The 24,112-nt window shown below is 56.0% G+C and carries 24 protein-coding genes; 18 read left to right on the top strand and 6 right to left on the bottom strand.

Going from position 1 to position 24,112, the window contains the following annotated elements; translation table 11 throughout:
- Nucleotides 1-219 precede the first annotated feature (219 nt).
- Both cbpM and cbpA read right to left on the bottom strand, forming a co-directional pair.
- Nucleotides 220-525 (bottom strand): chaperone modulator CbpM, encoded by a 306-nt coding sequence (cbpM, locus tag QQZ17_RS04290; RefSeq protein ID WP_152405141.1) that lies wholly within the window; start codon nucleotides 523-525, stop codon nucleotides 220-222.
- On the bottom strand, nucleotides 525-1,445 hold the full coding sequence (gene cbpA, locus QQZ17_RS04285) for a curved DNA-binding protein (protein WP_152405140.1): 921 nt from the start codon (nucleotides 1,443-1,445) through the stop codon (nucleotides 525-527). The genes cbpM and cbpA overlap by 1 nt, the downstream gene beginning before the upstream one ends.
- 181 nt (nucleotides 1,446-1,626) lie before the next feature.
- On the opposite strand from cbpA, the gene QQZ17_RS04280 reads away from it, so the two are divergent.
- The 16 genes from QQZ17_RS04280 to agp all read left to right on the top strand — a co-directional run bounded on the left by QQZ17_RS04280 (nucleotide 1,627) and on the right by agp (nucleotide 17,223).
- The gene (locus QQZ17_RS04280; RefSeq protein WP_152405139.1) at nucleotides 1,627-1,989 is read left to right on the top strand and encodes a copper resistance protein; all 363 of its coding nucleotides are present in this window, start codon (nucleotides 1,627-1,629) and stop codon (nucleotides 1,987-1,989) included.
- Nucleotides 1,990-2,037: 48 nt separating this feature from the next.
- Nucleotides 2,038-3,918 carry a protein-disulfide reductase DsbD family protein gene (locus QQZ17_RS04275; protein ID WP_152405138.1) on the top strand — a complete coding sequence of 627 codons (1,881 nt, stop codon included), beginning with the start codon at nucleotides 2,038-2,040 and terminating at the stop codon, nucleotides 3,916-3,918.
- A complete protein-coding gene (locus tag QQZ17_RS04270) occupies nucleotides 3,915-4,538 on the top strand; it encodes a DsbA family protein (protein ID WP_152405137.1) in 624 nt (207 codons plus the stop codon). The genes QQZ17_RS04275 and QQZ17_RS04270 overlap by 4 nt, the downstream gene beginning before the upstream one ends.
- Nucleotides 4,528-5,034: a protein disulfide oxidoreductase gene (locus QQZ17_RS04265; protein ID WP_152405136.1), complete on the top strand. Its 507-nt coding sequence runs from the start codon at nucleotides 4,528-4,530 to the stop codon at nucleotides 5,032-5,034. Before QQZ17_RS04270 ends, QQZ17_RS04265 begins: the two co-directional genes overlap by 11 nt.
- Nucleotides 5,035-5,227: 193 nt before the next feature.
- Entirely contained in the window at nucleotides 5,228-5,980 is a 753-nt protein-coding gene (gene nqrC, locus QQZ17_RS04260) for an NADH:ubiquinone reductase (Na(+)-transporting) subunit C (protein ID WP_152405135.1), read from the top strand.
- A 263-nt stretch (nucleotides 5,981-6,243) separates the two neighbouring features.
- A complete protein-coding gene (locus tag QQZ17_RS04255) occupies nucleotides 6,244-8,184 on the top strand; it encodes an FTR1 family iron permease (protein ID WP_152405134.1) in 1,941 nt (646 codons plus the stop codon).
- A 29-nt stretch (nucleotides 8,185-8,213) separates the two neighbouring features.
- The gene (locus tag QQZ17_RS04250; protein WP_042319779.1) at nucleotides 8,214-8,741 is read left to right on the top strand and encodes an iron transporter; all 528 of its coding nucleotides are present in this window, start codon (nucleotides 8,214-8,216) and stop codon (nucleotides 8,739-8,741) included.
- 66 nt (nucleotides 8,742-8,807) lie between these two features.
- Entirely contained in the window at nucleotides 8,808-10,187 is a 1,380-nt protein-coding gene (locus tag QQZ17_RS04245) for a Fe-S-containing protein (RefSeq protein WP_152405133.1), read from the top strand.
- Nucleotides 10,188-10,189: 2 nt separating this feature from the next.
- On the top strand, nucleotides 10,190-11,473 hold the full coding sequence (locus tag QQZ17_RS04240; protein ID WP_152405132.1) for an ABC transporter permease: 1,284 nt from the start codon (nucleotides 10,190-10,192) through the stop codon (nucleotides 11,471-11,473).
- On the top strand, nucleotides 11,463-12,593 hold the full coding sequence (locus QQZ17_RS04235) for an ABC transporter permease (protein ID WP_152405131.1): 1,131 nt from the start codon (nucleotides 11,463-11,465) through the stop codon (nucleotides 12,591-12,593). Before QQZ17_RS04240 ends, QQZ17_RS04235 begins: the two co-directional genes overlap by 11 nt.
- A 4-nt stretch (nucleotides 12,594-12,597) precedes the next feature.
- Nucleotides 12,598-13,293 carry an ABC transporter ATP-binding protein gene (locus tag QQZ17_RS04230; RefSeq protein ID WP_061077124.1) on the top strand — a complete coding sequence of 232 codons (696 nt, stop codon included), beginning with the start codon at nucleotides 12,598-12,600 and terminating at the stop codon, nucleotides 13,291-13,293.
- Nucleotides 13,280-13,765, top strand: a complete 486-nt coding sequence (locus QQZ17_RS04225; RefSeq protein WP_152405130.1) for a TlpA family protein disulfide reductase — start codon at nucleotides 13,280-13,282, stop codon at nucleotides 13,763-13,765. The genes QQZ17_RS04230 and QQZ17_RS04225 overlap by 14 nt, the downstream gene beginning before the upstream one ends.
- A gap of 24 nt (nucleotides 13,766-13,789) precedes the next feature.
- A complete protein-coding gene (locus QQZ17_RS04220; RefSeq protein WP_152405129.1) occupies nucleotides 13,790-14,278 on the top strand; it encodes a hypothetical protein in 489 nt (162 codons plus the stop codon).
- Nucleotides 14,279-14,365: 87 nt separating this feature from the next.
- Nucleotides 14,366-15,133, top strand: a complete 768-nt coding sequence (locus tag QQZ17_RS04215) for a sulfite exporter TauE/SafE family protein (protein WP_152405128.1) — start codon at nucleotides 14,366-14,368, stop codon at nucleotides 15,131-15,133.
- Nucleotides 15,134-15,187: 54 nt separating this feature from the next.
- Entirely contained in the window at nucleotides 15,188-15,895 is a 708-nt protein-coding gene (locus tag QQZ17_RS04210) for an ArsR/SmtB family transcription factor (protein ID WP_152405127.1), read from the top strand.
- An 86-nt stretch (nucleotides 15,896-15,981) separates the two neighbouring features.
- Entirely contained in the window at nucleotides 15,982-17,223 is a 1,242-nt protein-coding gene (gene agp / locus QQZ17_RS04205) for a bifunctional glucose-1-phosphatase/inositol phosphatase (protein ID WP_152405126.1), read from the top strand.
- Between the two features lie 36 nt (nucleotides 17,224-17,259).
- Here the strand turns inward: agp and QQZ17_RS04200 are convergent, their stop codons facing one another.
- Entirely contained in the window at nucleotides 17,260-17,487 is a 228-nt protein-coding gene (locus tag QQZ17_RS04200; protein ID WP_042319758.1) for a YccJ family protein, read from the bottom strand.
- Between the two features lie 20 nt (nucleotides 17,488-17,507).
- A complete protein-coding gene (wrbA, locus tag QQZ17_RS04195) occupies nucleotides 17,508-18,104 on the bottom strand; it encodes an NAD(P)H:quinone oxidoreductase (protein ID WP_042319755.1) in 597 nt (198 codons plus the stop codon).
- A 404-nt stretch (nucleotides 18,105-18,508) separates the two neighbouring features.
- On the opposite strand from wrbA, the gene QQZ17_RS04190 reads away from it, so the two are divergent.
- Together QQZ17_RS04190 and rutR are read left to right on the top strand one after the other, a co-directional pair.
- On the top strand, nucleotides 18,509-18,682 hold the full coding sequence (locus tag QQZ17_RS04190; RefSeq protein WP_012132907.1) for a general stress protein: 174 nt from the start codon (nucleotides 18,509-18,511) through the stop codon (nucleotides 18,680-18,682).
- A 170-nt stretch (nucleotides 18,683-18,852) separates the two neighbouring features.
- Entirely contained in the window at nucleotides 18,853-19,491 is a 639-nt protein-coding gene (gene rutR / locus QQZ17_RS04185; protein WP_152405125.1) for an HTH-type transcriptional regulator RutR, read from the top strand.
- On the opposite strand, the gene QQZ17_RS04180 is transcribed toward rutR, so the two are convergent.
- Nucleotides 19,488-19,883, bottom strand: a complete 396-nt coding sequence (locus QQZ17_RS04180) for a lysozyme inhibitor LprI family protein (RefSeq protein WP_152406354.1) — start codon at nucleotides 19,881-19,883, stop codon at nucleotides 19,488-19,490. The genes rutR and QQZ17_RS04180 overlap by 4 nt on opposite strands.
- Nucleotides 19,884-19,942: 59 nt before the next feature.
- Nucleotides 19,943-23,905, bottom strand: a complete 3,963-nt coding sequence (gene putA, locus QQZ17_RS04175) for a trifunctional transcriptional regulator/proline dehydrogenase/L-glutamate gamma-semialdehyde dehydrogenase (protein WP_152405124.1) — start codon at nucleotides 23,903-23,905, stop codon at nucleotides 19,943-19,945.
- Nucleotides 23,906-24,112: the final 207 nt, after the last annotated feature.

Here is a 24,112-nt window from a genome sequence, read left to right as displayed (position 1 = left end):
GAGCCAGCGTTGATTTATATCATCGCCTGATAAATGGGCAGCTTTCGCTGCCCTCAGACCGCTGACAAAGAAGGAAAAAACGTGGTTTTTCCTTCTTTGTGATGATCAGCCGAAAACCAATGAATTGATTTTCCTTGTTTTTAATTAGGTGATCTCTGCTTGTCCGGTATCGGGATGAGGTTTGTCATCACTACCAGGGCAGCTTTCGCTGCCCTGAATTTATGGATGAGGGTTAAACCGCGCGAGTCGTTGTCGCAGCAGGCGATTTTCCTGGCGTAAACGGGTGTTCTCTTCCAGTAGCGTTAGCGCCACGGCGATCCCCGGCCAATCGAGCGCCAGTTCTTCACGTAGTCGCAGGGCGCGCTGCACCACGGCGGCCGCATGATCGTCAAACTGCCAGTTGTCCGCCGTTTCGGCATAAGGTTCGATGACGCCCAGACCCACTATCTCATTCAGGTCTTCCTCCGTCACGCCGGTATGCAGGCAAAACTCGGTAACCGTAAAGGTGATGGTGACGTTAGCCATTATGCTCTCCCCCAATCTTTGCGCGGATCAAATCCTGACTGTGTTTCTGCCAGTTGTTGCCACAGCGCCGTTGCGCGTTCATCCGGTTTCGGCGGCATCACAATCTTAAGCACGACATACAAATCACCGGTCTGTTTTTTGCTAACCAGACCCTTACCTTTGATGCGTAACCGTTGTCCAGCCTGGCTGCCGGGGGGAATGGTGACCAGAATGCTCTCTTTCAGTGTGGGGACGGCAATTTTCGCACCCAGCGCGGCTTCCCACGGGGCGAGCGGCACCACAATTTCCAGATCCTGATTAACGATATCAAACAGGGGATGCGGCGCGATGTGGATAACCAGCCACAAATCACCGTTCGGTCCGCCGTTTTCACCCGGCGTACCCTGGCCTTTCAGACGAATGCGTTGGCCATTGCCGACGCCTGCCGGGATCTTCACGTTCAGGGTTTTCGGGATTTCATGTTCAATCATGCCAAACGCATTGTAGACCGGCAGGTTATAGCTGATGGTTCGGCTGTGTTCCGCGAGCGTTTCTTCAAGAAAAACCGCAACTTCAATTTCAATATCATGTCCCCGGCTGGCACGGTGCTGGCGCGACTGGCGCGCGTGCTGACCAAAAATAGAGGAGAAAATATCGTCGAAGTCTTCGGCGTTGTAGCTCTGGCCCTCGCCCTGCTGGAACTGGCGATTGAACTGTGGGTCATTGCGGTGTTGCCAGAGCCGATCGTATTCGGCGCGTCGCTGTTCATCGCTCAGCACTTCCCAGGCTTCGGCAACCTCTTTAAAGCGGGCTTCGGCATCGGATTCTTTGCTGACATCGGGATGATATTTGCGGGCCAGTCGGCGGTAAGCGGTCTTGATAGTCTTGAGATCGTCCGTCGGCTTCACGCCCATGATGGCGTAATAATCCTTTAATTCCATAGCGTTCTCTCGGGTTAATCAATACAGGCTAAAGGAAGCCCTGAAAAGGTGTCACCAGTAAGTGTAGGGTAATCCTGTCGCGGGCGAATGCCAACCCGCGAGACAACATAACTTTACAGCCCGGAGGTTGCGTAAAACACGCCAGCCGTTAAGATAACTCGCGTCAATGAGTGAGGGTGTAATGGCGAAACGTCAACGGATGGGATGGTGGTTCCTCTGCCTGGCATGTGTCGTGGTGATAGTTTGTACCGCGCAGCGCATGGCGGGCCTGCACGCGTTGCAGATGGAAACAACCACCATCACGGCGACGACATCGCCGACGTCCGGGGCAGAGGAAACGTCACCCGCGACCCCATGCGAGCTCAGTGCGAAATCGCTGCTGACTGCGCCACCGGTTGTTTTTGAGGGGGCGATTCTCGCGCTCTGTTTACTCCTCGCCTTGTTAACCCCGTTCAGGACGGTTCGCTTACCGTTCTTCCCACTGCGCGTTATTTCCCCTCCCGGACTCCGGGTGCATCTCCGATTCTGCGTTTTCCGCGAATGACAGAGCGGCTGTTTCGTACCGTTAGCTAATCATTCATGGAGAAAAATTATGATTTATGCCTTCAGGCAGGCACTGATCTGCCTGTTATTACTCTGGCTGCCCGCGTCATGGGCAGCAGAGAGCGGCTGGCTGCGTTCCCCGGAGAACGACCACGCCAGCGTACGACTGCGCGCCGATACGTCAGCGCAGGGGGAAACCCGTCTGTTGATCGACGTTAAACTGGAAAACGGCTGGAAGACATACTGGCGCTCGCCGGGGGAAGGCGGCGTTGCGCCTGCCATCACCTGGAAAGGAGAGATGCCGACGGTGGACTGGTTCTGGCCGACACCGGCCCGTTTTGACGTCGCCGGTATCACCACCCAGGGCTATCACCAGCAGGTCACGCTTGTGCTGGCCGTCCGGGGACCTGCGCCCAGCCGCATCGCTGGCGTGCTGACGCTCTCCACCTGTAGCAATGTGTGTCTGCTGACCGACTATCCGTTTTCACTCACGGCGTCTTCGCAGGATGCCGGGTTTGCGCATGACTATGCGCAGGCGATGGGGCGCGTACCCCTGACGCAAGGTCTGACACAAACGCTGAGCGCCAGTGCGCGTAGCGGTGAGCTGATCGTCGAGGCGCAGCGCAGCGGTGGTTGGATCTCGCCAGCGCTATTCCTTGATAGCGTAGAGGATGCGGATTTCGCCAAACCGCTTATCCGGGTCGACGGAGACAGACTTCGCGCGACGGTGCCGGTTCACGATAGCTGGGGAGAAGGGGCGCCGAATCTGCGTGGCAAATCGCTCACGCTGGTGCTGGCAGATAACGGCGTGGCGCAAGAGAGCCAACTTACCGTTGGCGATGAGCCGGTGTCCGAGCACGCCGGGCTACCGCTCTGGCAGGTGATCCTCATGGCGCTGGTGGGCGGATTGATCCTCAATCTGATGCCCTGCGTGTTGCCGGTATTGGGGATGAAACTGGGCTCCATTCTGCTCGTCGAAGAGAAAAACCGTCAGCAAATACGACGCCAGTTTCTCGCCTCGGTGGGCGGTATTCTGCTCTCCTTCATGGCGCTGGCGCTGCTGATGACCGTGCTACGACTGAGCAATCAGGCGCTGGGATGGGGGATCCAGTTCCAGAATCCGTGGTTTATCGGTGCGATGGCGCTGGTGATGTTGGTTTTCAGCGCCAGTCTGTTCGGTCTGTTTGAATTCCGTCTGCCGTCATCAATGACCACCCGACTGGCGACTTACGGCGGCAACGGTCTGGCAGGACATTTCTGGCAGGGCGCGTTCGCCACGCTGCTGGCAACACCGTGCAGCGCGCCGTTTCTCGGCACGGCGGTGGCGGTGGCGCTGACGGCGTCGCTGCCCGTGCTGTGGGGGCTTTTCTTCGCCCTCGGCGTCGGGATGAGCCTGCCATGGCTGCTGGTCGCGCTGCGTCCTGGTCTGGCGCTTCGTCTGCCGAAGCCGGGACGCTGGATGAACGGGCTGCGACGCTTGCTCGGCCTGATGATGCTCGGTTCTGCCCTCTGGCTGGCAACGCTGCTTCTGCCTCATCTGGGTTTTACCTCCCAGAGTGCGGCGAAAGAGAGCGTCCACTGGCAACCGCTCAGTGAACAGGCGATTACCGATGCGCTTGCGCAGAATAAGCGCGTATTCATTGACGTGACCGCCGACTGGTGCATTACCTGCAAGGTTAATAAATACAACGTACTGAACACCGACGCGGTGCAGGCGGCGCTACAGCAGCCGGATGTTGTGGCCCTGCGCGGCGACTGGACGTTGCCATCCGATGACATCACCGCGTTTCTGACATCCCGCGGTCAGGTTGCCGTACCGTATAACCAAATTTATGGCCCCGGCTTACCGAAAGGTCAGGCGCTGCCGACATTATTAACTCGTGACGGTCTGTTAAACATGCTGGCCGGGGCGAAAGGAGAAACACCGTGAAGTTACTGATAATCCTGTTATTTTCCCTACTCAGCGCGTTCAGCTTCGCCAAAGAAGGTGCGCCGTTTACCCCAGCGCAGGAAAAACAGATCGAAGCTCTCATTCAGGAGGCGCTGTTTAACGATCCCGCCAGTCCGCGCATTGGCGCAAAACAGGCAAAACTGACGCTGGTTAACTTCACGGATTACAACTGTCCATACTGCAAACAGCTTGATCCTCTGCTGGAGAAAATCGTGGCGAAATACCCTGACGTGGCGGTAGTCATCAAACCGTTGCCGTTCAAAGGCGAAAGCTCGGTATTGTCTGCGCGCACGGCGCTTACCACCTGGCGTGAATATCCGCAGCAGTTCCTCGCGCTGCATGAAAAACTGATGCAAAAGAAGGGGTATCACACGGACGTTAGCATTAAGCAGGCGCAGGAAAAATCGGCTGCCACCCCGGTCACGCTGGATGAAAAAAGCAATGAAACGCTGAGTACCAATCTGCAACTGGCACGATTGATTGGCATCCAGGGCACGCCGGCGACAATCGTTGGTGATGAACTGATCCCTGGCGCCGTCTCCTGGGAGGTGCTTGAAGAGGTCGTCAAAGAAAAACTGGCGGTGGCGAATGGTCAGTAAGCTGCGGCGCTGGCTGCGTGAAGGTCTGATTTTTCTGACGCTGCTGGCTGGCGGGATGCTGCTGATGGATGCCTGGCGCGCGCCGCAGGCGCCGACTTCTTTCAACAGTACGCCGCTCAACACGTTGGATGGAGAACGGGTGACGCTGGCGGCATTGAGCGAGGAAGAACCGTTGCTCATCTATTTCTGGGCCACATGGTGTGGCGTCTGCCGCTATACCACACCGGACGTTGCCCGCTTGCAGGCACAAGGGAAGAACGTGCTGACCATCGCGCTGCGCTCGGGAGATGAACAGACGCTCACGCGCTGGCTGGCGCGTAAAGGGATTTCCTTTCCCGTGATTAACGACGCCGACGGGGCACTTTCCCGCCGTTGGGATATCAGCGTTACCCCCACGCTGGTCGTGGTGTCGAAAGGGCAGGTCGTTTCAACCACCAGTGGCTGGACCAGCTACTGGGGGATGGTCCTGCGGCTATGGTGGGCGAAAGTCAGTTGAATAAAGCGCCGGGGAAACCCGGCGCTTTTATGCCATAAAATAGCCGTAATAATACGCTATTCAAATATTTAAGACGAAAGTTAAGCCGTGTTGATTATATATTCTCTCGGTTTTTATTATTGCAAATTACCAGGAGTGATGGCATATCATGTGACGATATTACGATGTTAATGCTTACAGGGATTATAAAGAAATGCGCAAGGGTAAAATTATTGTTGCATCAATGATGGTGCTTTGTGTTCTTATTTTTCTGATTGCGGTCGCCTGGTTTATGTTGTTTCAGGGGGAAATGACGGAACCGACGGCAGAAGAAAAAAATGCCGCTGTTTTACAGGCTGCGGGCTTACTTAAAGCGGATTCTCAGGATAAAAAATCGAGAGAGAACCTGTATCAGCGTTCGATTATCGAGCGCTCGGTGAATCTGGATTCTGGCGAGTGGGTGACGGATAAAACGGCCGCACAAGGATGTAAAAAACTCGCTCCGGACCATGATCCCGCACAGATTCGCCAGCGCTGTACGCTGGCAGACGTTTACCTGGTAAAAGATAAGTATAATAAGATTCAGCAGGTTATCATTCCTGTTTCAGGCAAAGGCGCGAAATCGATGATGCACGCGTTTCTCTCTCTGGGACTGGACGGTCGTACGGTGAACAATCTGTATTATTACCAGCAGCGAGAGACGCCATTTCTGGGGGCCAGAGTGAAAGATGAAAACTGGCGTCAACAATGGCCGGGGAAAAAAGTGGCAGATGACAATGGAACGCCGGTGCTGAAAATAGTTCAGGAGAAATCAGGGAAGAATGATGAATATACCGTTGATGGTATTTCCGGTGCGACGCTGACGTCAAAGGGCGTTGAAAAGAGTATTAACTACTGGATCAGTGAACAGGGCTATGGCCCATTTTTACAGCGGTTAAAACAGGACCCAGAGATGTTGAATCGCTGAGTGATTTTCGCCTGCGGATAATTTCATTTAAGCGAGTGGGCGCAGCATCATTAATTCCTTGCGGATTTACGCAATGTAGTCATTCAATTCCAGACGGCGAGTGGGTATATTACCCGCCGTCAGATTTCGCCTTCCATCACATATCGATGAAATAAATTTACATAAGTTGTCACCCGTTGACATTTTTATGATCCAGGTCATGTACAACACCAGCAAAAATCGATAATGATAATAATTATCATTTGTGTTCTTTGGTGCGTAACGTGCGTAAGTTTTGCCTCTCACTGCAGGTGACTCTCTTCAGTCTGTTCATAAGCGTTAGCGTATGGGCCACGACAAACTATGCTCCGTTTATTGAGGATATTGAGCAACGCCTTGATAAAACAGCAGAACTTTATTCTCAGCAACAAACCGATGAGGCGCGTCGTACGGTGCAAATGGCCTACTTCGAAGTGTTCGAAAACCTGGAAGGCCCCATTCGCATCAACATTTCTGCCAGCAAAAGCTACGAGATGGAGAGCGCGTTCGGTGAAATCCGGCGGATGATTGGCGAGAAGAAACCGATCGCAGACGTGCAGTCGAGAATTGACTGGCTGAAGGCATCGTTACGTGAAGTCGAACCGGTGCTGGACGGCGGACACCGACTGGTCGCGGAAGAACAGCACAGTGCGCTCACCCGAACGGATATCGCCGTCCACTGGCAGGAGAGCTTCCGGACGATCGACGATCTGCTGGCCCAGGCGGTGAACGACTATCAGTCAGGGAACTACGTCACCGCCAGTCAACACGTTCAGCAGGCGCACTATCAGGGATTCAAAAACTCTGAGATGGAAATGTCGGTCAGGCAGAATCGCTCGGCCAAAGATGCCGCCGCTATCAACCAACAGTTCTCCGCGCTGATTGCCCTTGCCGCCCAACCGGATCGCCTCAACGACGTCTCTTATCAGGTCACTACGCTGTTACAGGATATCGAGGATATTCTGCCCGGCCTGCCGACAACCCGCGACGATCAGCAGATTGCGCCTTCGCAAACTGCGGATAACGCGCTGGCGGTGGAGGAGGGGAGTTCGCGCACAAACTGGGGTGAAGTGGCGGAGGGCATTAATCAGAGTATTCAGGAGGCTATCGCGCGGTATCAGCGCGGCGAGGCGCAGAATGCCATTCTGGATGTGCAGGACAGCTATTTCGACCGCTTCGAAGCCAGCGGCATGGAAAACAAAATCGGCTCCCGTGATTCGGCGTTTAAAACCACGCTGGAGGCCTATTTTACCCGTCTGGTCAGCCTGATGAAGGCCGGTCAGCCGGTGGAAAGACTCCAGTCAGAAGCCAGCGCGCTCGGGCAGGATCTGCAAAAAGCGGTAACGATGCTTGGCGAAGGGGAAGAGACGCAGTGGAGCCTGCTGCTCTATAGCCTGATGATCATCGTCCGTGAAGGGCTGGAAGCCCTGCTGATCGTGGCGGCAATTGTCGCCTACATGGTGAAAAACAATCATCAGGATAAGCTGCCGCTGATTCGCCAGTCGGTGATCGTCGCACTGGTTGCCAGCGTGATAACCGCCGTGATTTTCCAGTTGCTGTTTACCAACTCGGGCGCCAGTCGGGAGTTGCTGGAAGGCATCACAATGCTGATTGCGGTCGTGATGCTTTTCTTCATGAGCTACTGGCTGCTGTCCAAAGTGGAAGCCCGACACTGGAAGGCCTGGCTTGAAGGCAAACTGTCGCACTCGCTGTCGAAAGGGTCGCTGGTGGGACTGTGGCTGACCAGTTTCCTCGCGGTCTATCGTGAAGGCGCCGAAACGGTTCTGTTTTACTACGCCCTGATAGGCGATGCCAACGATGTCGCCGGACACATGGCGATCGGCGCGGGCTTTGTCATTGGCTGTGTCGTATTACTGGCGGCGTGGCTGGTCATGCGTTATTCGGTGGTGCGTCTGCCGCTGAAACCCTTCTTTATGTTTACCGGCAGTTTTATGTACCTGATGGCCTTCGTATTTGCGGGCAAGGGGGTTCTGGAACTGGTGGAAGGCAAACTGTTCCAGCCAACGTTGATTAACGGCTTCCCGGAAATCAGCTGGCTGGGGATTTATCCCTATGTGGAAACGCTGTTACCGCAGGCGGTATTACTGCTCGCTGCGCTGGTTGCGCTGTGGGTGATGCGGCGTAAAAGCGCCGTTCCCGGGGAAACAATAAAAAACACTCTGTAGTTGTGATTTTAGACGAGAGGATATGTCTGATGACCATGAAGAAAACCCTGATTGCCAGCGCAGTGATGGCCGGAATTTTTACCGCACCGGCAGCGTTCGCCTTTAAAGAGTACCCGGCGGGCGAGCCTGTCGTGATGAATGAAATGGAGCTGGCCGCCGTTTACCTGCAGCCGATCGACATGGAGCCGCGCGGCATGGGCTTACCGGCAGCGAAAGCCGATATTCACCTTGAGGCGGATATTCACGCGGTCGAAGGCAGTAAAAACGGCTTTGGCGCAGGTGAGTGGATCCCGTATCTGACCATCAGCTACACCCTGGTCAACAGCGATACCGGTGAAAAACAGGAAGGGACGTTTATGCCGATGGTCGCCAGCGATGGCCCTCACTACGGCGCGAACGTCAAAATGATGGGTGTGGGCAACTACAAAGTGACATACCACATTGAGCCGCCGTCAAAAGCGGGTATGCACCGTCACACCGACAGTGACACCGGTGTCGGTCGCTGGTGGAAACCGTTTGATGTGAGCTACGAATTTAAATACGTCGGTCTGAACTAAGAAAACCGATGCGCCGGGATGAATGCTCGTCCCGGCTGAGTCAATCCGCTGTTCTGAGTCGATGTCATGAGTTACTTTTTCGTCACCACGCTACAGGTCTTTTTCTGCATCGCGCTACTCTCCGGTGTCCTCTGGAGTCGAAACGATCCACCCTCACTGCGCCCGTTGGGTTGGACGCTGGTAGTCGGTCTGGCGACCGGCGTGCTGGCGGGACTGACGCTCCGTGGGTCACAACCGGTACAGTTGTTGCTGGTGGGAACGGAAGTGATGGTCACGCTGCTGTTTGTGCTCAGCTTCTGGTGGGTGGGCAACCGCGTGCGCTATCTCTGGCAGGGCATCCTGGTTTTTGGCGCGGCGCGTCACTGGGCGCTCGACCCGAATCTCGGTGGATTAACCAGCACGCATGTCCTGAATACTGAACTGCTGCTGAATCTGACGGCAGTGGTCCTTGCTTTCGCCATCCTCTGTCTGGCTGGCGTGCTTTGCGCCATGCTGCTGCGCCGTATCCGCGTGTTGTTCTGGCCGTTCACCCTTATTCTGCTGGTGATGCTGTGGCTGCCGTTAAGCGGCAGTCTGCTGTTGCTGTTGATGAAACTGCAGGTGCTGCCGCTGGCAAAATCGCTGCTGAGCTTTGTGGCGAAAGTCACCAATAACGCCCCGGCGTATAACTGGATGGCGGCGGGATTACTGTTGCTTCTGGCGCTGTGCTGGCTGCCGTCGCTGCTGAGCGCCCACCGGCTGACGCGGGCTACAGATGAACCGATAGCGCATCGCCTAGCGCTGGCGCAGCGGCGTAATGCGCTACGGCTTTGGCTGGTCACCCTCGGCTGTGCCGTGGTGGTGATTGCCGGACAACTGTGGTGGGACAACGTCGCTTCTCAACCGCCGCAGCTTTCGCAAGCGATCCCGGTAACGCTCGACAGCGACGGCAGTGTCCATCTGCCGGTTGAACAACTCCGCGACGGTAAGCTGCATCGCTTTGTCTGGGTAGCTGACGATGGCAAAGCCGTACGCTTTTTCATCATCAACCGTTACCCCGACAAACTGCGCTTTGGCGTGGTGTTCGACGCCTGTTTGCTGTGCGGCGACCAGGGGTATGTGATGGAAGGCAATCAGGTGATCTGCGTTGCCTGCGGGGTACACATCTTTATCCCTTCCATTGGTAAACCCGGCGGTTGCAACCCGGTGCCGATTGAAAACTGGCACAACGATGAAAAAGAGCTGGTGATCCCCGGTAAAGAACTGGCCGCTGGCGTGAACTACTTCTCGACGGTGATGACCATTCGGGTAACCGATCCGGTCGACGGCTCAACGCTAACCAATACGGCGGCGGACTTCAAATACAGCTACGGCGGTAAGACCTGGTTCTTCTCATCCGAAGCGAACTATGACCGCTTTCGCAAGACGCCTGAACAGTTTGTCCCTGCTGAACTGAGGGAGGAGTAACGATGCTGTGGCGAATGTTACGACAATCCTGGGGACGCAACTTACGGCGTAAAGGGCTGGCGATTGTCACCGTGTTTCTGGCGGCCAGCCTGATTTCGGCGCTGCTGGCGGTGTCTATCGACATCGGCGACAAAATGTCCCGTGAACTCAAATCCTACGGCGCGAATATCCTGATTGAGCCTGCCGGGCAGGCGGCATTACCCGCACTGTTCAGCGAAAGCAGCAATCCGCTCTCGGGACAGGATTTCCTTGATGAAACCGAATTGCCGAATATCAAAGATATTTTCTGGCGCAATAACATTGTCGGTTTTGCGCCGATGCTGGGCGGTGAGGTCACCGCTAACGGTAACGCGGTGCGCATTCTGGGAACCTTCTTTAGTCAACCGGTCGATATTCCTGATGAAGAGGGATACGAAACCGGACAGAAGACGGTCAGTCCGTTCTGGCAGGTGACCGGCGACTGGCCGCAGGAAGGAGAGAACAGTACACCACAAACGCTGGTGGGACACGCACTGGCGCGACAAACAGGATGGAAAGTGGGCGATACGCTGGTAATAAACAACGCGGATACGACAATCCATGTCACTGTCAGCGGGATCCTCTCCAGCGGCGGCGAGGAAGACAGCCAACTGGTGATGCCGCTCGCGACCGCGCAGACGCTGCTGGGGTTGCCCGGCAAAGTACAGGCCATTCGCGTTTCGGCGCTGACCGTACCGGAAAATGAGCTTTCGCGCCGCGCGCGGGAAAATCTGGATGCACTGAATGCAGAAGAGTACGACCTCTGGTACTGCACCGCTTATGTGTCTTCGATTGCCCACCAACTGGAAGAGGCGATCTCCGGGGCGGAGGTGCGTCCGGTCTGGCAGGTCGCCGCGTCTGAAGGGGTGGTGATTGATAAAATTCAGTTGCTGATGGTGGTGGTGACGATTGCTGCGCTGGCGGCGTCGGCAATGGGGATCGCCTCGCTGATGACCAGCACCATTATGGAGCGCGCCAAAGAGATCGGTCTGATGAAGGCGCTCGGCGCACGCCAGTGGCAGATAATGCTGCTGTTTTACCTCGAAGCCGCCTCCAGTGGACTGGCCGGCGGGGCGCTGGGATGCGTTGCCGGATGGGGGCTGGCGAAAGCGATTGGCGTGATGTTGTTCGACGCGCCGCTCGATTTCGCCTGGATTGTGGTGCCGTGCGTACTCGTGGTTGCGGTACTGATTGCCCTGATCGGCACCTGGTTCCCGGCGCGACGCATCGCGCGACTGTATCCCGTGGAGGTGCTGTATGGCCGCTAAACGGACAATGCTTTGGTTGCTGGTGTGGCGAGCACTGCGTCTGCGCTTTCAGCGGGTTAGCGTGGTTTTTGCCGCGCTGATGGTGGGAGCGACCATCGTGACGGCGCTGAGCGCGGTATGGTTCGACATCAATACCAAAATGAGTGAAGAACTGCGCACCTTCGGCGCCAATTTCTACATCGGACCGGGGCACGGTGCGAGTATGCCACAGCAGGAGCTACAGACCCTTTTGGATGAGGCGCCGCAGGGGCTGGTTCATGGTGCCAGTCCGTGGCTGTACGGCATGGCGCGTACCGAACTGGAAAAAGTGGTGATCGTTGGCGTCTGGTTTGAATCGCTGCAAAAACTGGTGCCGTACTGGCAGGTGCAGGGGAGCTGGATTGGCGTCAGCTTTGACGATCGCAACGCGATGATTGGCGTTAAGCTGGCGGAGCGCCTCAACGTTCAGCCCGGCGATAGCGTCACGCTGGTCGATCATAACCAGCGAAAAAATCTGCAGATTAAAGGCATTGTCGAAGCGGGTGACGCCACGGACAACATGCTGATCGTCAGTCTCGACGTGGCGCAGGCCTGGCTACATCAGCCGGGAAAAATCAGCCATGGCCTGTTGAGCGTGAGTAACGATGTTGGCCAGGTCGATCGTTACGCCAGTCGCCTGCAAAGCCAGTATCCGGATCTGGAGATTCGCCCGGTACGTAAGGTATCCGCGTCCGAAGGGCAGGTGCTGGATAAAATTAAAGGGCTGATGGGACTGGTATCGCTGGTCATTCTGGCGCTCTCTTCCCTGTGCGTGAATACCACCCTGATGGCGATAGTGGGCGAACGCGCCCGCGAGTTCGCCCTGCAAAAAGCGCTGGGTGCCAGCAACGGCGACATCGTGCGGCAAATCTTGCTGGAAACCTGCATTATCGCCCTCGCGGCCGTGGTATGCGGCTGGCTGCTGGGTTATTTGCTGGCGCAACTACTGGGACTGACGGTATTCAACGCGGCAATCTCGCTGCGTCTGCCGGTGCTGCCCATCACCCTCGGATTGTCTTTACTGGTCGCCATTCTGGCGGCGATTGTTCCGGTGCGGCGCGCGGTCAGCGTCGAACCCGCTAAAGTGTTGAAAGGAGAGTAGCGCCATGTCCGTGACGCAGATTCCACAGGTGGCGATCGAAACGCGTCACCTCTATAAACGGTTCGGCGACGTTACCGCCCTGGATGATATTAACCTGCGGATTACGCAAGGGGAGTTCGTCGCCATTATGGGGGCCTCCGGTTCCGGGAAAACGACGCTGATGAACATTCTCACCTGTCTGGACACCGCAACGGAAGGTCAGGTGTTTCTTGACGGAACGGACGCCGCGGCGCTTGACGAAGAGGGACGTCGCCGTTTTCGCGCTGAGAAGATTGGCCTGGTATTCCAGCAATTCCATCTCATTCCCTTTTTAACCGCGCTGGAAAATATCATGTTGGCGCAGCATTACCATAGCGTGGTGGACGAGGCTGCGGCCAGAAAAGTGCTGGAACAGGTCGGGCTTGGGCACCGCGTGACCCATTTGCCGAGCCAGCTTTCCGGCGGGGAGCAGCAGCGTGTCTGTATTGCCAGGGCGCTGGTGAATGAGCCGCCGGTCATTTTTGCCGATGAACCGACGGGCAACCTGGATGAAGAGAATGAACAGCGGGTGTTAGATCTACTTACCGATTTACATCGCCAGGGGCGAACGATCGTGATGGTGACGCATAACCCGGCGCTTGGGCAGTTTGCCGATCGCATTTTACGTCTGCAACACGGTAAGTATCAGGGAGAGGAGGCGATGCAACATGCGCTGGCTTAACGTTTTCATTCTCTCACTGGCGGTGCTGCTCAGCGGCTGCAAAGAGGAAAAACTGGCGGTGGGCGAAACGGCCCCGGCGCTGGCGGCCTTCGATTTACAGGGCAAGGAATCCGGACTGGATCGCTGGCAGGGAAAGTCTATCTACCTGAACTTCTGGTCTGCGGGCTGCGGCGGCTGTCTGGCGGAGATGGATTCGCTGGAAACGCTAAGCCAAAAATGGGGCGATAGCGTGGTGGTGGTGGCGGTAAATACCGATCCGGGAACGGTCAGCCTGGATGCTCTGCTGGCGAAGCATCAGGTGTCGTATCCGGTCCTTCGCGACCAGATGAAGATCACTCAGGAACGGTATCAGGTCATCGGCACGCCGACCTCGGTTCTGATTGACTCACAGGGCCGGGTGCTGGAATGGCATCAGGGAATGCGTAAACCGGCTGAATTAGCCGCCACGTTCGCCCGTCTCGCGGCGCGATAAGTTTTCGGTGGAGGGATACCGCTGATGGCATTTATCTGGAACGACGAGAGCCTGACGCTCCTGCGTGAAAACGCAGGCGTCCTCTCGACGCAACACATTGCGCAGATGTTGTGCACCAATGTGACCGTGGTGCGCAATATGGCTTACCGGCTGAAACTCAGCCTGCGCGTATCAACGTATAACCAGAAGAGAATTCAACAGGTACAGGCGCTGTATGAGTCCGATGAACCGCTGACCATGAAGGAGATTGCCGCGCAGACAGGGCTTACGTTCAGCACGGTACAGTATATCGTCTATGTCAAACTGAAACATAAGCCCTACGCCACCCGCGAGTTTATCGCGTTTGAAACGCAGGATGCGGTGCATTACCGCGTGCAAAAAGAGTTTGTCGATACCGAACGTACATTGCTGCAGCAGTCGGTGGACAAGACCCGTTTTCAGGAATTGTATCTCAAAGACGGGACGACCTACTGCGCGCGTAACATCCGCCATGAGGTCATTATTTCTGAATAGCCTGAAGCCATATTTCGCTGGCTGACGAAGCAAGCGCTATCGCGAACATTCAGGATGGGTCATCTTCTCCTGACAGGAATATGAAGCATGACCCTTCTTTTTGCATTCGACCCCGAGCAGATAGTGATGATTGCCTTGACCTTTGTCCTTGCCGGGATGGTGAAAGGCGTCACCGGCATGGGGTTGCCCACCGTGGCGATGGGGATCCTCGGTTCGCTGATCTCACCGGTTGCGGCGGCGGCCATGCTGCTGTTGCCTTCACTGGTCAGTAATCTGTTTCAGTTTGGCGGTGGCGGGAATACCCGAACGTTGCTGAAGCGGTTATGGCCGATGCTGCTTACGGTAGTGATTGCCACGCTGTTGGCCAGCGTCTGGATCACGGGCGGCGAGACCTCCCGCACTCAGTTTGCACTGGGGTTGGCGCTGATGGTGTATGCGCTCTGGACTCTGGCGGGAAAACGGATCGCGGTTTCACCCCGGCGTGAAAAGCCAGTCTCGCTGATTGTCGGCTTTGCCACGGGGTTGTTGACCGGCGGAACGGGCGTTTTTGTGATGCCGGCGGTGCCGTGGATCCAGTCGCTGGGTTTCGGGAAGGATGAACTGGTCCAGGCGCTCGGTATCTCTTTTACCTTTTCCACGCTGGCGTTAGCGCTGGGACTGTGGTGGCACGGTGCGCTACCCGTGCAGTCGATGAGCTTATCGGCATTCGCCATCGTTCCGGCGCTGATCGGCCAGTGGGCCGGCACCCGTATCCGACGAGCGATCTCGCCCGTTGTCTTTAAACGCTGCTTTTTGTTCTGTCTGATGGGACTGAGCGTGGAAATGATGTTCCGTGCATCATCATCCGCGCTGTGACTTAATAACAAATTCGTGCCATCGTTAAATCATCCCCGAGGCGGAGAGGTTTGTATGACGTCAGTAGTCGTGAATGAAGAAGAAGGCGAACTGGAGTCGCGAATGGCGCTGACGGCGGCGGTGATGGCGGACAAATCGCGATCCCGAATGCTGTGTGCGCTGATGGACGGTCGGGCATGGACGGCGACGGAACTGAGTGCGGTGGCGGATATTTCGGCCTCCACCGCCAGTGCGCATCTGGCCCGTCTGTGCGAGCAGCGGTTTGTGGTTTCGCTCTCCCAGGGGCGGCATCGCTATTTTCGCCTGGCAAGTGCTGACATTGCTGAACTGCTGGAGCGCCTGATGGGAGTGGCCTGGGCATCAACGGCTTCGCGAAAAATCAGCACCCCGCCGGGTTTACGACAGGCCCGGACCTGTTATGACCATCTGGCGGGGGAAGTGGCGGTGATGCTGTTTGATACGCTGGTTTCCCGTCAGTGGCTGACGGCGGACGGCGAAACGCTGACGCCTCTGGGTGAGGAAAAACTGGCGGAACTGGGCGTTGTGGTACAGACCGGTGCGTCACGACGCAAATTCAGCTGCGGCTGTCTGGACTGGAGTGAACGACGTTATCATCTGGGCGGCGTGCTCGGCGCGGCGCTGCTGACCTGGCTTACCGGGCAGCGGTGGATCAAAACGGCTCCGGGAAGCCGCCATGTCACCTTCACGCCTTCCGGGACCCGAAAGCTGCAAATGATATTTGGCATCCAGATGATGCGCTGAATCCCGGTTTTGCGGTCTCGTTCCCGGAAAAGTGTAATATATCTGTCACAATTATGGATGACGAATAACAACGCGAGGTCGTAGGGATGAACAAATCGTTAATTGCCGCCGCTGTGGCAGGGGTTGTGATGTTGTCTTCTGCAGCACAGGCGCAAGCCGCGCCGGAAGGCTATCAGCTACAGCAAGTATTGATGATGAGTCGACACAACTTACGCGCACCGCTGGCGAATAATGGCAGCGTGCTGGAGCAGTCCACACCGAATAAGTGGCCTGAATGGGATGTGCCGGGCGGACAGCTCACCACCAAAGGTGGCGTGTTGGAAGTGTATATGGGTCATTACATGCGTGAATGGCTGGCAGAGCAGGGGATGGTGAAATCCGGCGAGTGCCCGGCACCGGAGACGGTCTATACCTATGCTAACAGTCTGCAACGTACGGTTGCGACCGCCCAGTTCTTTATCACCGGCGCGTTCCCCGGTTGTGATGTTCCGGTACATCACCAGGAAAAAATGGGCACCATGGACCCAACCTTCAACCCGGTGATCACCGATGACTCGGTGGCTTTCCGTGAGAAAGCCGTGCAGGCGATGGAAAAAGAACGTAGCCAGATGCAACTTGATGACAGCTACAAGTTGCTGGAGCAGATGATCAACTACAAAGATTCACCGTCGTGCAAGGAGAAACAGCAGTGTTCTCTGACTGAGGCCAAAGACACCTTCAGCGCGAACGATGAGCAGGAACCGGGGGTCTCCGGACCGCTGAAAGTGGGGAATTCGCTGGTGGACGCCTTCACGCTGCAATACTACGAAGGATTCCCGATGGATCAGGTGGCCTGGGGTGAAATTAAATCCGATCAGCAATGGAAGGTGTTGTCGAAACTGAAAAACGGCTACCAGGACAGCCTGTTTACCTCTGCGGAAGTCGCGCGCAATGTCGCGAAACCGCTGGTGAAATACATCGACAAAACGCTGGTAACCGAACAGGCGAAAGCGCCGAAAATCACCGTGCTGGTGGGGCATGATTCAAACATCGCCTCGCTGCTCTCCGCACTGGAGTTCAAACCCTATCAGCTACACGATCAGAACGAACGTACGCCGATCGGTGGCAAGATTGTGTTCCAGCGCTGGCATGACACGAAAGCCAACCGCGATCTGATGAAAATCGAGTATGTGTATCAGAGTTCAGATCAGTTGCGTAATGCGGATGTGCTGACGCTGAAAGCACCGGCGCAACGCGTCGCGCTGGAGCTGAAAGGATGCCCGATTGATGCGAATGGTTTCTGTCCGATTGACAAGTTTGACGCGCTGCTGAATGAGGCCGCGAAGTAAGTGAGATTCCCCCGCGCGAGCGGGGGAATTGACGGATTAAACGTTTTTGCGTTCGATGGTTTGTTCACCCCAGAAGAGCGCGTCTTTATCTGTCTTATCAAAGGCTTTAATGAGTACTTCATCGCTGCCTTCTTCCCAAATTTTTTCTGCCAGCTTCTCGTCATATCCGGCAACTTCAAATATGGCTTCGGCTATTTCTGGCGATGTATTGCGCAGACTTGCCCACTCACCGACGTGATGAGCTTTCGCTTCTTGAGTTGGCATTCTTATCCTCCCGTTGAAGATTAGCCGTTGAGCTTCACTGCCAGACCGGCAACGTATTCGCCCTGATAACGCGCAATAGAGAGTTCTTCCTGACTTGGCTGGCGTGAACCGTCACCACCGGCAATGGTCGTTGCGCCATAAGGCGTACCACCGCGAACCTGCGAAACATCAAACAGTTCTTGTGCGGCGTAGCCGATAGGGACAATCACCATCCCATGATGGGCAAGTGTAGTCCATGTGGACGTAATAGTTTGTTCCTGGCCGCCGCCTGTCCCGGTAGAACTGAAAACGCTGGCGAGTTTGCCATACAGCGCGCCGGACGCCCACAGTCCTCCCGTCTGATCCAGGAAGGTACGCATCTGACCTGACATATTGCCAAAGCGCGTCGGCGTACCAAAAATAATGGCGTCATAATCAGCCAGTTCCTGCGGGGTTGCGACGGGGGCATTTTGTGTTTTACCGCCTGCTTTAGCGAAGATTTCCGCCTGCATCGTTTCTGGTACGCGTTTGATGGTGACCTCCGCGCCATTGACTTTGCTTGCTCCTTCTGCCACCGCATGTGCCATCGTTTCGATGTGTCCGTACATGGAATAATAAAGCACCAGAACTTTTGCCATTTGCACTACTCCTCGGTTTATCGAAAGCAGCTCATTGCTGCACTTATTTAAAGATAAGTCGTGTCGACGAGAGTGCAAGCTTTAGAAACATTTCTTTGATTTATAATAAATTTAATCATGATATTTAGCGGCCTCATGCCGATGGAGCGTTCATGAATTATCATGATACATTTTTTCCGCGCGGGCTTTCTTTTGCCATAAGAAACAATTATGCGGTTTGTTTGCCGCAATAAAGCCATACGCGGACAAAGATATTACAGAATATTACAAATCTCCTCCTGAACGACCGGTGTTCACTATGCTTAGTTCCACGCGGCGAACGTTATGGCGTCAGTCATACGCCGCGAGGGGAAACTCCCCGACACCTGGGCACGACGATGTCTAATCAATGACGGAGGTCAGAAATGGCAAACCATCGCGGCGGCTCCGGCAATTTTGCCGAAGACCGTGAAAGAGCATCAGAAGCAGGTCGTAAAGGTGGTCAGCACAGTGGGGGGAATTTCAAGAATGACCCGCAGCGTGCATCAGAAGCCGGTAAGAAAGGGGGCAAAAGTAGCCACGGCAACCGTAATTCGTAAAGGCCTGGCCTGCTACCCCGGAAAATCATCACGAAAGCGTGCTATCTCTGCGTGATGATGCCACCGCCGCCGGATCCTCCGGCGGTTTTTTTTGCCTGTCAGGTTGAACTGAAATGAAACGCCCCGCAGACTATGCGCCACTGCCAGATTTACGGAACAAGGAGAGGGGCATGGTTCAACATGCGGGGAAAAAAACAGGTAAGCGCTCGCAGGCGGTCAGCGCGAAACGCGAGGCGATTCTGACGGCCGCATTAAATGCGTTCTCACAATATGGTTTTCACGGCACACGCATTGAGCAAATTGCCGAACAGGCCGGCGTCTCCAAAACCAATCTCCTTTATTACTACCCGTCAAAAGAGGCGTTGTATGTGGCAGTGCTGCGACAGATTCTGGATATCTGGCTGGCACCCTTAAAGGCCTTTCGTGAAGATTTTGCGCCGCTGGCCGCCATTGAAGAGTACATCCGGCTGAAGCTGGAAGTGTCTCGCGACTACCCGCAGGCCTCACGCCTTTTCTGCATGGAGATGCTGGCCGGTGCACCGCTGTTGATGAATGAATTGACCGGCGATCTGAAAACGCTGATTGATGAGAAGTCCGCGCTGATTGCGGGGTGGGTGAAGAGTGGCAAACTGGCGCCGATCGACCCGCAGCATCTGATCTTCATGATTTGGGCCTCAACACAGCATTACGCCGATTTCGCACCTCAGGTGGAGGCGGTGACGGGCGCAACGCTGCGTGACGAAACCTTTTTTAATCAGACGGTTGAGAACGTTCAGCGCATGATTATTGAGGGAATTCGCGTCCGTTAATTGGCTGGCGGCAGCGGACAGCTCATATCGCCTTCTTCGCACTGTAGCAGTGAGGCGAGAAACGCTTCCCGTTCGGCGGTCTTATCCGCCAGACACTGATTGGCGATCATCGCCTGAGCGCTACCGCCCTCGGTGCCGGAGCTGATGAGCGCGCAGTCGGCATCGCGCATGGCTATCCACGCGGTCTGCGCCTTTTTCAGCAGCGCCTGCTGGGGCGGGGCCGCGCGTTTCAGCGCATTCTGATACGTTTCATTCAATTCTTTGTCTGCCGTCTGGTACTGGGTAACGGCACAGGCATTCATTTCCGCTTGCGTGCTGGCATTTGCGCAATCATCGGCCAGCACCTGACCGCTGAGCAGCAGCGCAGCGCAGGTGAGTAGTATTCGTTTCATCATTCCCTCTGGATCCATAAAAAAAGGCCCCGTTTCCGGAGCCTTAATTAACCACAGCCTTAGCCAATTGTCATCAGGCTTGCGTTCCCCCCGGCGGCTGCCGTGTTCACGCTCAACGAGCGTTCGACGTACAGTCGCTCCAGCAGAATATTGCTTTCGCCACGGGCGAAACCTTGCACCGAGACAATCGCGCCTTCACGGGCTGCAACCGCTTCACACAGGGCGCGAAGCTGATCGGAATCACCGTGGAAGATCACCGCATCGAACGCCTGCGTCGTCAGGCTGTCGGTTTTCGCAAACTCAACACGGGCGGAAACCGCTGCCGGCAGACGTTTCGCCAGGTCACGGTGGAAGGCATCGTCAGGCCACAAAATCAGACTACCGACCGAGGTGACGGCGGCAAGTTGTACCAGCGCATCCTGTTCATCATCCGCGATACACAACACGCGCTCACGCGGTAACAGTGTCCAGGTGTTACGCTCACCGGTGGGACCCGGTAGCAGACGCTGCGTACCTGCCTGCGCCAGTTCGCCAAACTGCTGGCAGCGTTGGCGCAACGCAGGGCGATCGGCTGCCCACTCGCTGAGCGCTTCCAGCGGCTGGGTCAGCACAGCTTTGAGTTGGGCGTCCACCGGGTAGTCCGCATCCTGACGCGCCAGGGTTATAGACAGCGCATTCTCCGGACGGTTTGCCAGCAGACGGTAGAGATAGAGCGGCCCACCGGCTTTCGGACCGGTACCCGACAGCCCTTCGCCGCCGAACGGTTGTACGCCGACGACCGCCCCCACCATATTACGGTTGACGTACAGATTACCCACGTGCGCCGAACCGGTGACCTGGGCGATGGTTTCATCAATACGGGTGTGAACGCCCAGCGTCAGGCCGTAGCCAGAGGCGTTGATCTGCGCAATCAGCGCGTCCAGGTTGTTGCGGTTATAACGCACGACGTGCAGAACCGGACCAAAGACCTCTTTTTGCAACTCGTCAACGCTTTCCAGCTCAATCAGGGTTGGCGCAACGAATGTACCACTCTGCCACTCACGGATATCTTCGCTGTTTTCACGTGCGGCCTGGAACACGGGACGACCTTTCGCCCGCATAGCCTGAATGTGATGTTCAATGTTGGATTTGGCTTCACTGTCGATAACCGGACCGATATCGGTCGTCAGACGCCCTGGGTTGCCCATCCGACATTCGGCCATCGCGCCACGCAGCATTTTCAGCGTGTGGTCGGCGATATCATCCTGCAAACAGAGCACGCGCAGTGCGGAACAACGCTGCCCGGCGCTATCAAACGCTGAGGACAGTACGTCGATCACGACCTGTTCGGTGAGGGCGGACGAGTCAACGATCATCGCGTTCATGCCGCCCGTTTCGGCGATCAGCGGAATCGGACGACCCTGAGCATCCAGACGCGTTGCGATGTTACGTTGCAGCAGCGTCGCCACCTCGGTCGAACCCGTAAACATCACGCCGCGCACACGATTGTCGGAAGTCAGCTTCGCGCCTACCGTTTCACCCCGTCCAGGCAACAGTTGTATCACGCCCGGCGGTACGCCAGCTTCCAGCAAGATGGCAATCCCCTGGGCCGCGATAAGCGGCGTCTGTTCTGCCGGTTTTGCCAGGACGCTGTTGCCTGCGGCCAGCGCCGCGGCAATCTGTCCGCAGAAGATAGCCAGCGGGAAGTTCCACGGGCTGATACAGACAACCGGACCGAGCGGGCGGTGAGTTTCATTGTCAAAATCGTCACGGACCTGGCCGGCGTAATAGTGCAGGAAATCTACCGCTTCTCGTACTTCGGCAATGGCGTTGGCGAAGCTTTTACCGGCTTCGCGTACCAGAATGCCGATCAGCTGTTGCATCTGGCCTTCCATCAACACGGCTGCGCGATGGAGGATGGCGGCACGTTCTTGTGGCGGTGTCGCAAACCAGATGGGCGCGTTGTTCACCGCACTTTGCAACGCCTGTTCCACTTCCTCTTCACTGGCTTCACGCACATAGCCAACGATGTCTTTCGGCTCTGCCGGGTTGACCACCGGACTCATTTCCCCCTCGGCAACCGGTGTGTCGAGAATCGGTAGCGCCCGCCATTTTTGCAGCGCGCTGTTGAGCAGGGCAGAGGAGAGCGAGGCCAGACGATGTTCGTTGGAAAGATCCAGACCGGCCGAGTTATCGCGACCTTTGCCGTACAAATCGCGCGGCAGGGGGATTTTCGGATGCGGCAGACCGGTTTGACCTTCCTGTTGCGCCAGCTTCTCGACGGCGTCGACCGGATCGGCCACCAGTTCGTCCAGCGGCAGCGTGGTATCCGCAATGCGGTTAACAAAGGAGGTATTGGCGCCGTTTTCCAGCAGACGGCGCACCAGGTACGCCAGCAGCGTTTCATGGGTGCCAACCGGCGCATAAATACGGCACGGACGGTTCAGTTTGCCATCCGCGACTTTACCGGTGACCTGTTCGTACAGCGGCTCCCCCATCCCGTGCAGACACTGGAATTCATACTGGCCCGGATAGTAGTTCTGTCCGGCCAGTTGATAAATGGCGGCCAGCGTATGGGCGTTATGGGTCGCAAATTGCGGGTAGATAAGATTCGGTACGGCGAGCAGTTTCTTCGCGCAGGCAAGATAGGAGACGTCGGTGTAGACCTTGCGAGTGTAAACCGGATAGCCCTCCAGACCGTCCATCTGGGCGCGTTTGATCTCGCTATCCCAGTAGGCACCTTTGACCAGACGAATCATCAGGCGACGACGGCTACGGGTTGCCAGGTCTGTCAGGTAATCGATGACGAACGGGCAGCGTTTCTGGTAGGCCTGAATCACGAAGCCAATACCGTTCCAGCCGGCCAGTTCAGGTTCGAAGCACAGTTTTTCCAGCAGATCGAGGGAGATCTCCAGACGGTCAGCCTCTTCGGCATCGATATTGATGCCAATATCATACTGGCGCGCCAGCAGCGTTAGCGACTTCAGGCGTGGATATAACTCTTCCATCACCCGATCGTACTGGGCGCGGCTGTAACGCGGATGCAGGGCAGAGAGCTTGATAGAGATCCCAGGCCCCTCATAGATCCCGCGCCCGTTCGACGCTTTACCAATTGCATGAATCGCCTGTTGATAGGAGACCATATAGGCCTGTGCGTCGGCAGCGGTCAGCGCGGCTTCACCCAGCATATCGTAGGAGTAACGGAAACCTTTTTCTTCCAGCTTGCGGGCATTTGCCAGCGCCTCAGCAATGGTTTCCCCGGTGACGAATTGTTCCCCCATCAGGCGCATCGCCATATCGACGCCTTTGCGGATCAGCGGTTCACCGCTTTTACCGATAATGCGGTTCAGGGAGCGCGAAAGGCTGGCTTCGTTATGGGTGGAAACCAGACGACCGGTAAACAGCAGACCCCAGGTGGCCGCGTTGACGAACAGCGACGGGCTGCGACCAATGTGTGACTGCCAGTTGCCGTTGCTAATTTTGTCGCGGATTAAGGCGTCGCGCGTGGCTTTATCCGGAATACGCAGCAGCGCTTCCGCCAGGCACATCAGCGCCACCCCTTCCTGCGAGGAGAGGGAGAACTCCTGCAACAGCCCCTGGACCATACCGGCACGACCACTGGCCGATTTCTGATTACGCAGTTTATCCGCCAGTTGGTAAGCCAGTTTGTGGGCCTGTTCGGCCACCGGCTGCGGCAGACGCGCCTGCTCCATCAGCATCGAAACGGCGTCAGTTTCAGAGCGGCGGTACGCGGCGGTGATGGCGGAACGAGAGACCGACTGAGGGAGGATCTGTTCGGCAAATTCCAGGAAAGGCTGATGGATCTCTTCCTGCGGTGCCGTCGACTCATCGCCTTCGTTGGCGGCTCCGGCTAACAGCGCAGGAAGTTCTGGTAGCGTGTCATCGTTTTCCAGTTTTTCCAGGTAATTAAAGATTGCCTGCTTAATCAACCAGTGCGGAGTGCGATCAATTCGCGTTGCCGCTGACTTAATACGCTCGCGCGTTGCGTCATCCAGTTTAACCCCCATCGTGGTGGTTCCCATGCCATCTGCTCCTGTTGTTCGATAATGCACTGCTTATAGTTATCGAGAAATATCCACCATGTTGCAACTTTGTGCAACCACGTTAAATGTGACCTGTACGACAAGCTTAAAAATGAATGAAATGTTAATAAAAAAAAGATGTATGACGTTGGGAAAAGTAATAACGCTATCTTTTTCTCTGCGGCACTTAACACTTTTAAAAGGTGC

Source organism: Citrobacter sp. T1.2D-1 (assembly GCF_950098555.1).
GTDB classification, from domain to species: domain Bacteria; phylum Pseudomonadota; class Gammaproteobacteria; order Enterobacterales; family Enterobacteriaceae; genus Citrobacter_A; species Citrobacter_A telavivensis.
Note: the sequence above shows the minus strand (reverse complement) of the source record. Positions and strands in the feature narration are given on the sequence as shown.